Source organism: Nocardia sp. NPDC004722 (genome assembly GCF_053601505.1).
The window spans coordinates 1-8,345 of sequence record NZ_JBSGBY010000375.1; the positions used below are offsets into that span (position 1 = coordinate 1).

At 70.4% G+C, this 8,345-nt stretch carries 5 protein-coding genes; all 5 read left to right on the forward strand.

Translation table 11 applies throughout. The features are described from left to right. Positions 1–278, forward strand: a 278-nt coding sequence (locus tag ACWELQ_RS29885; RefSeq protein WP_452400373.1) for a hypothetical protein, incomplete at its 5' end; no start/stop codon positions are given. Further along, positions 275–1,066, forward strand: a complete 792-nt coding sequence (locus ACWELQ_RS29890; protein ID WP_452400374.1) for an ESX secretion-associated protein EspG — start codon at positions 275–277, stop codon at positions 1,064–1,066. The genes ACWELQ_RS29885 and ACWELQ_RS29890, both read left to right, overlap by 4 nt. 105 nt (positions 1,067–1,171) lie before the next feature. Further along, on the forward strand, positions 1,172–1,498 hold the full coding sequence (locus ACWELQ_RS29895) for a hypothetical protein (RefSeq protein ID WP_452400375.1): 327 nt from the start codon (positions 1,172–1,174) through the stop codon (positions 1,496–1,498). Further along, on the forward strand, positions 1,495–1,992 hold the full coding sequence (locus ACWELQ_RS29900; protein ID WP_452400376.1) for a YbaB/EbfC family nucleoid-associated protein: 498 nt from the start codon (positions 1,495–1,497) through the stop codon (positions 1,990–1,992). The genes ACWELQ_RS29895 and ACWELQ_RS29900 overlap by 4 nt, the downstream gene beginning before the upstream one ends. 29 nt (positions 1,993–2,021) lie before the next feature. Next, positions 2,022–8,345 (forward strand): WXG100-like domain-containing protein (locus ACWELQ_RS29905; protein WP_452400377.1); only part of this gene is annotated, 6,324 nt, incomplete at its 3' end.

Here is an 8,345-nt window from a genome sequence, read left to right on the forward strand (position 1 = left end):
AGACGACCGGTTCCCCGTCGGCGGGCTTGCCGCCGTTGGCACCTGGCCTGGCGCCGGGCGCGTTGCCGCTGGCCCCCGATACGCCGTCGTTCACCAACCTGTTCAATCGCACGGGCCTGGACGGCGAACTCGCCCAACCGGTCATGGGTTTGGCGGCTGCTCCATCCGCCGCGCTGGTCACCGACGGCGTGCATGCTGGTGCCGATCCCGCGCCCGGGGACGTCGTCGATGCCTTCGCGCACACGCTCGAGGCCCAGCTGCCGGTGATCGAGTCATGAAGTGGGAGTTCACCGATCTCGAGTTCCAGGCGCTGTGTGAACGCTATCGGGGCGGCCGGATGCCCCAGCCGTTCCGGTTCACCAGCCGGATCGTGGTGGAGTCCGAATACGAGTACGAGATGGTGCAGACCCGGACCAGGCTCGATGCCGAGTTGGGCCCGGGTTTCGGGGTCGCCTTCGAGGCGGTCGCACGCCCGGAGGTCTGGGTCGGCGTCCAGTCGTGGGTGGACAGCGATTTCCGTAATCCGGCCCGCCGTATCCGCTTGCATGCGGCGCGGCGTGGCCAACGCGCCTTCGTGATCAAGCAGGATCCGGCCGAATCGCTGCAGCACAGCGGCAATATCACCATGCTCGAGTGCGAGCCGGAGGCGATGCCCGCGCTGCTGATCGCCCAGTTGCCGCCGCGTGAGGCGGGCTGGCAGCCGGCGGTGTCGATCGTGAAGGGCCCGGCGGTGCCGCAGCGCGATCCCTACTCGACCTCGTCGGGCGCGTTCGACAGTTTCGAGGAATCGTTCGAAACCCGCAGCCTCGCATTCCTTTCCACACCCGCCGAACGGACGGGTGCGATGCGGGTGGTGCAGGGACGTTCCAAGTACGGACCGCGCGGTCTCGCGGTGTCCACGCTCCTGTGGCGGGATCTGCCCGAGGACGGCCGCTACCTGATCAATCTTGATTCGGAGACGCCGATCGCGGAGGGCGTGGACGCGCACAAGTTCGCCTCGGTGCTCGGCGGGTGCGTCAATCAGATCCTGCAGCATATGGAGTGGCGTGGCGAGGACGAGGTCTGAGAGCGGGGCACCGACCACCGGTCGGTGCCCCTTCCGCTCGAATCGGCACTCTCCGTTAATATTCCGGCTACTGACTGGTTGCCCGGGGCTGACAAGGTCAACAGCATGAGCGGTCGGCTGGAGTCCTACCATGATTTGCTGATCACGGCGTCGCAGCGGACCGGCGAGGTGCGGGACGGCATCAACGGTGTGGTGAACACCTTCACCGCGCAGGCCGACGCGCTGGGCACGCCGTGGGGCACCGATTCGCTCGGCAAGCAGTTCGCCGAGGGGGATCAGGGCTACGTGGCCAGCAAGAAGAACATTCTCGAGGGCGCGACCAACATGGCCGGTACCTTCGCGAATTTCTCGAAGTCGCAGAAGGATTCGGCGGACAAGCTGCTGGCCACCGAAGAGGCCAACCGTGAGGCCTTCCAGCAGGCCGCGCAATGAGCAACGAGCGGCAGAAGGCCGAACTGGCCGACATTCTCGAGGGTTTCGGCGAGCAGATGCGCGTCATCACCCAGCTGCAGCGGGAGCGGGCGGCGCTGACCGCCTCGGTCACGGTGCGCAAGCGCGTGACGGTGACGGTGAACGCGGACGGCACCGTGATCGAGACCAAATTCCACGCCGACATCGAAGATCTGGACTATCCGGAGATCGCCCGGGCGGTCACCGAGGCAGCCCAGCAGGCCGCCGCGGAGGTGGCCCGCCGCGGTCGCGACATCATGGCGCCGGTGTCGCAGAACCGGAAGCGACTGCCCACACTCGCCGACCTGGTGCCCGGAATGCCCGATCTGAGTAAGGAACTCGCGATTCCGGATCCGCCGGTCGTCTCGACCGCTCCGCCGAAATCGGCCGAGCGCCTGGGCGGTTATCGCGAGGCCGAGACGAATACCGATGCGGCGCAGCCGCGGCGGGGCGGGGCCACCGATTCCGGATGGTGATACGACCGCGCTGGGCGAGGTAGCCGACCATGGCTCTCGAACTGCCCTCGGAACTCGAATGGCTGGGCTGGATCGTCGGGGTCGAATGGCCCGAGGGCAACGAAGACCAGATGTGGGACCTGGCCACCTACTGGAAGAACGCGGCCGACGGTCTGCGTAACCAGGTCTCGGGTATGGACGCGGCCAAGTCGGCGACGCTGGCCGCGTATGTCGACGGTGACGGCCGCGATCAGATGGCCAAGCAGTTCGACATGATGGCCGGTGTCGGCGGGAAGCAGGACGGCAACACCTCCATCCTGGATCTCGCGGGCTTCTTCGATCAGCTGGGCGATTCGGTCGACAGCACCGGCACCGAGATCGAGTCGACCAAGCTGATGTTCTACTCGTCGCTGGCCATGCTGGCGTTCGAGATGGCGGCGGCCTGGATCTTCCCGCCCACCGCCCCGGCCGTGGAGGCGGCCGCGCAGGCGGCCACCCGGATCGCCGTGCGCATCATCGGCAAGGCGGCGGTCGAGCGGATCGCCGAGTACGTCGCCAAGCTGGTGGGGTCGTCGCTGGCGAAATTCATGTTGCGGCACTTCGTCATGGACGCCGGGCTGGGTGTGCTCCAGGAAGTGGGCATCGAGGGCTACCAGATCGCGGCCGGGCACCGTAAGGACTTCGACTGGGGCAAGATCGGGGTCACCGCCGTCAGTTCGGCCGCCGGTGGCATTGCCGGTGGCAAGGTCGGCAAGGCGTTGGGCGAGCACTTCGAGGGCTCGACCATCAACCACTATCTCAGCGCGGCCATTACCGGGACGAGTGCCGGATTGGCCGGTGCGGGAGCGGGATTCCTGGCGGGGACCGGTGCGCAGTTGGGTCTCGACGCCTACCAGCACGGCTGGGGCGAGGCCTGGAAGAACGCGGGCAACGCCTTCACCAACTTCGATCCCCGCATGCTCACGGCGGGTGTCTCCAATGGCGGTCTGTCCGGACTGAATCACACTGCATCCCACAGTTTCTGGGAGCCGCGCGTGTCGGCGTGGAAGGCGGGCGTGCCTTCCGACCTGGCGAATGTGGGCGCGCGACCGGACGGGCTGGGGAACACGGTCCATACCGGTGGCGGCGATACCGGCGGTGCTGCCGGGCATGCGGGCGGCGGTGATACCGCGCGTACCAGTGACAGCGGCGGACCCAGCACCCACCCGGCCGGATTCACCGGTGACAGCAGCGATCCCAACGCGAATGCCCGTCCTGCCAATGACGGCAGTGCCGCGCATCCGCAAGGCGGCGATACCGGTGTCGGCGGCACGGATGGCCGATCCGCCGATCGCACCGCGCCGGAGGGTGACCAGCAGGCCACCGGCGGCGATCACGGTCAGACCACCACCGGCGGCGATCACGGCCAGACCCATGACGGCGCTCCCGCCACCACCGGCGACGCCCACGGGACGCAGCCGCAGGCAGGCAACCACGAAAACCCGGGTGGTTCGGTCGATTCCGGTGTCCAGGCGGGTAAGCACGAAGCCCCGGCGCCGGTCGCCGATGCCGCGTCCGGCCCGAATCAGAACGCGGCCGCCCCGGCGCAGAACGGTTCCGCCCCGGCGCAGAACGCCGGGTCTTCGGCTCCCGTCGAATCGCGCGGCGCGGCCCCGGCGTCCGCGCCCGCCGAGGCGAAGCCGACGTCGAGCGGATCCGCCCCGGCGGATGCCCGACCCTCCGGCTCCGGGACCCGCGCCGGTGACGCGAGCGGGGCGGCGAACACCGGTGGCTCGGCGAATACGGGCGGCTCGGAAGCTCCGCGCGCGGGCGATGCCGCCGACACCGGCGCGCAGGCGGATTCGAGTCCGCGCGACACCCCGGCGTCCGCGCCCGCCGAGGCGGGCCCGCGCGATACGGCCGCTGCCGCACCGGCGGATTCCGGTGCCCACGACACGGCCGCCCCGCAGACGGATGCGGGCGCACACGCGGCGGCCGCCCCGCAGGAGGCGGGTGCCACGCCGCACGGTGATTCGGGTGATCAGAGCCGTGGGATGTCGCCGCAGAGCGCGAACTCCGGTGCGGCACCGCATGAGTCGTCGGGTGCCGCGTCCGGTGCGAGTGACACCCCGATCGCTGCTGCCGCCACCTCCGTCGTGGCTCCGGACGCCGCCCATTCCGCGACGCCGCAGCACAGCACCGCCACCGCGGAAGGGCGTTCGGAAGCGCCGCGTTCGGAGACCCCGCGCTCGGAAGCGCCGAAGCCGGACGCCCCCAAATCGGATACCCCGAAGTCGGACACTCCCCGCGCGACCCCCGAGAACCGTGCGACGCCAGCCCGCGCGGGCGACGCCACCGGCGCCCGCCCCGACTCGGCCCGTCCGGAAAGCGCTCGCGCGCAAGCGGGTTCGGACGCCAAGCCGCAGACGGGCGCCGACTCCCGGTCGGGTGCGGCGCAACCGCGCCCGGGTGAGGAAGCGGTCGCGGCCCGTCCTGAGTCCGCCGAGCCCACGCATGAACCGGTCACCCCCGAACATGACGCGGCTCCGGTCGGCGAGCGTGATCCCGCCGCCGCAGCCGACCACGAATCCGACCCGTCCCGCACCGAAGGACCTGCGGAATCCGACCGCTCGGAAGCTCCGGCCGAGACCCGCGCGGGCGAGGCTCCCGAGCCCGCTGCCCGCGATGACGCCGCACCGGCCGAAAACCCTGCGGAGCAACCGCATTCCGGTGAGGAAGCGCCCCGGTCAGCCACCGACGAGGTCGGCGACCCGCATGCCGCGGATCGCGACTCCGCCGGGCCGTCCGTAGACGAGGCCCGCGATCCGGCCGGTGCGCACGACGAGCAGCTCAGGTCGGCCGACTCGGAACATGGTGCGGAGCGGCAGGATCCTGCCCGTGACACCGGGGAACGCGCGAACGAGGCAGCTGACCGGCCGAACGAGCCAGCTGACCGCGCGGACGAGCCTGTTGACCGGGCGAACGAGGCAGCTGATCGGACGAACGAGGCTGCTGACCGGCCGAACGAGCCTGCGGGCCGGGAGGAGCCGCTCGGCGAGCGAACCGACCCCGCGGCAGACCGAAGCGAACCCGTCGCTGATCGCGGCGACGCCCCTGCGGAGCGTGAGAGCGGCACGCGCGCAGATGATTCCGCCGCAGCCGATGAGGGACGCCCGCGCGAAGGTGACGACCGCACCGCCGAGACGGAGCCGCGCAGCCACGAGGGCCTGCCCGATGAGTCCGCCGACCGCCCGGAATCGACAGCGCCCCAGCGTGATCCGGCGGCCGAGCATCGGCGTGGCGAGCATGGAACGAACCGTCCCGCGGGCGAGCACGCCGCCGGAGACGGTTCGGCGAAGCCGGGTGAGCGCGCGCACGAGGGCGCTCCCGCCGATGAGCACCGCGACTCTGCCACCCCGAGTGACGGTTTCCTCGTGGCCCCGATTCCGCTCGGCGACCATGCCGTCCCGCGCGCCGCGGAGCACAACGCCCGCCACGGGTCCGAGGGCGAGCGTTCGCACGAGACCACCGGCGCGGAACAGTCTCGCGGCCGCGGCGATCATGCCGAGTCGACCGGTGAGAGCCGCGCGGGCCAACCCGAACGTGGAGACGGTGCGGCCGAGCATCCGGGCACCATCGACGAGCCCGCCGATTCGAGTGCCGGACACCATGATTCGCCGGAGACCCCGCCGGAGCGGGAGCAGCCCGGCAACTGCGGTGCGGAGTCGCTGGAGCTGTTGCGGCAGCTCACCGGGAACGACTCGATCATCGTGCCCGAGCACGAGATCGGCCCGGAAGGCATGTCCGCCAAGCAGTTGGTCGCGGCGGCGGGCGGCAAGCTGCGCACCTTCGAGGGCCACGACGCCATCGCCGACCAACTGCGCGAGCTGGGCCCCGGCTCCGCGGCGCTGGTGGTCGACCACTATGCCGGTCCGGTCGACGAGCACGGTGTCGGCGCACACGCCTACCTGCTGGTCAACGAGGGCGGCGAGATCGTGGTCAAGGACCCGGCGGCGGGTCGTGAGCACGGCTATCCGCCGGTGGTCCCGGTGGAGACGAAGGGCACCCACGCCATCCTCTTCAAGGCCGACGGCACCGCGGCCGATCCGCTCAGCATCCGCACCCGGCACGGTCTCGATCCGAAGTTCGCGCCGCGCGTGCACCCCGGAACCGCCGAAGCCGCAACGGATTCCGATCGGCAGCCGGAGCCCGCGGCGACGGCGAGGCCCGAGCACATTCCCGGTATCGGCAAGGAACCGACGGGCGAGCACAACGCCGGTGAGCACGACAACGGCGAGCATGCCGCCGACGAGCCTCACCCGCCCGGTACCCCCGCCCACGACGGTCACCCGGCCGATCCGCTCGCCGATCAGCATGCCTTCTCCGATCGGGTCCGCGAGGCGATCGCGTCGGGCGAGGTGTCCAGCGAGGTGCTCAGCGAGGGCGCGATGCGCCGCGCCGAGCGGGTCGAGCTGGTCACCTTCGAGGACGGCACCCAGCTGATTCGCAAGACCACCACGGTCCCCGCGCACGCCGACGCGGAGCATCTCGCGTCGCTGGTGGGTCACGCGGCGGGCTCGGACACCCCGCGCGTGCACCTGGAGGGCGACCGGGTCGTCTACATGGAGGTGGTGCCGGGCGGCACCGCGAGCGACCATCACTCGGATCACATGAATCCCGCTGAGCTGTACCGAGATACGCCGCAGGGTCGGCGGATGGGCCTGTTCGACGCGCTGATCGACATGCCGGACCGCAATGCCGGCAACTGGATGGTCCGCCCGGACGGCGGCATCACCGGGATCGACCACAGCCTCGGCTTCGGCGGAGGCCGCCCCGGCCACGCACCCAGCCAGTTCGCCGCGCATTTCACCGAGCGGGCAGGCGGTGAAACCGTCTGGCACGACCACGAATTGACGCGTTCGGAGATCGTCGCCGTGCGCGAGCGGCTGAACGCCTTGAAGCCGGAATTCGATCGGCTCGGCCATTCGGACTGGCACGAGGCCATGACCGAACGCCTCGACCGGATCGAGGAGCACGCCCGACCCGACCACGAGGAGCACCCCGCAGGGTCCGAGGAGCACCGGCCGGACGAGCACGACCACGACGGTGGCGCGGGCGGCGCCGATCACGCCCCGGGCGAGCATGCCGGGGACGAGCCGTACAAGCCGCCGTCGGCGACCGAGCCGAACGAGCATCCGATGTCGTGGCCGGAGGAGGTGCTGGATCCCGGTCCGGCCCCGAACATCAACGACGACAACTTCGAGCGGGACAAGACCCGTGGCGCGATCGTCGAGGAGATCGATCCGCGCGGCGACCGGGTGACACTCGGACCCGACGGACTCATCCGCACGATCGACGGCAAGCCCGCGCACGAGTACCTGGCGGAACGCTCCCACGATCGCGCCCTCGAGCACGCACAGGCCAAGGAGAAGAAGGACGGCCCGTGCAGCGCCCTCGCCATCGATCTGAAGACCGGCCTGATCACCGAGGGCATCAACGGCCGCCACACCGACCTCATCGATGACCGTGAAGTGCACCCGCTGCTGCGCGAGAACCATCACGCGCTCGACGACTGGCAGCACCCGGTCATGGCGTCGCCGACCGAGCATGTGCAGCGGCCGCTGCAGGGCCCGGACGGCAAGGCGGTACGCGACGCCGAGGGCAATGTGATGCTGGGCCCGGATGGCAAACCGGCCCAGGGCGATTGGGTGTTGCAGGGTCGTGCGCACGAGGACAAGCCGCTGCGGCACGCCGAGGTGAAGGCCGTCAACGAGCTGCTGTGGGCGCGTCAGCGCGAACACGAGGCGGAGTGGGCGCGTACCCACGGACCGGAGACTCCCGCGCCGCCGCTGGGCCGGGAGGTGCTCGGCGAGCTCCGTTTCGACCCGCGCTGGCTGCAGGAACGCAACGGCAAACATCCCGTCGACGTGGCCGATCCCGCGCCCGCCTGCGCCAACTGCAACTCGATGCTGCACGACGTGCCGAGCAACTGCGGCCGAATCCTGTACAACGCCAAGGACTATCGCTCGAATCTGGCAGAAGGCTTCGTACCCCCGGAACTTCCGCACGAATACACCGGCACCGAACACGACACTCACACCAGCGGTTTCGAAACCTACGACGGTGCATACAAGAACAGCACCGGCCTGGACGGGCCCGGCATCGGCAACCATGAAACAAGCGCTGGCACTGGCCAATCCGAAACCGGCGCGGGCGCGCATGAGGCCGCTGCGGGCGTACACGAGGCCGCCGCCGTGATGGGGGAGCATGCCACGGGTGCGGAGGAAACGGCCTCGGGCGGAAACGAATCCGGCGGGGCCAAGCCGCCCGGGTCGGGTGACGACGGGGGCGACGGCCCGGCGGCGGGTGGCCGGGAACCGGGCGATGACGATCCG

What these genes read in the sequence shown, in the direction of transcription:
- ACWELQ_RS29890 (WP_452400374.1), top strand. Translation starts at nt 275, where the DNA reads ATGAAGTGGGAGTTCACCGATCTCGAGTTCCAGGCGCTGTGTGAACGC.
- ACWELQ_RS29895 (WP_452400375.1), top strand. Translation starts at nt 1,172, where the DNA reads ATGAGCGGTCGGCTGGAGTCCTACCATGATTTGCTGATCACGGCGTCG.
- ACWELQ_RS29900 (WP_452400376.1), top strand. Translation starts at nt 1,495, where the DNA reads ATGAGCAACGAGCGGCAGAAGGCCGAACTGGCCGACATTCTCGAGGGT.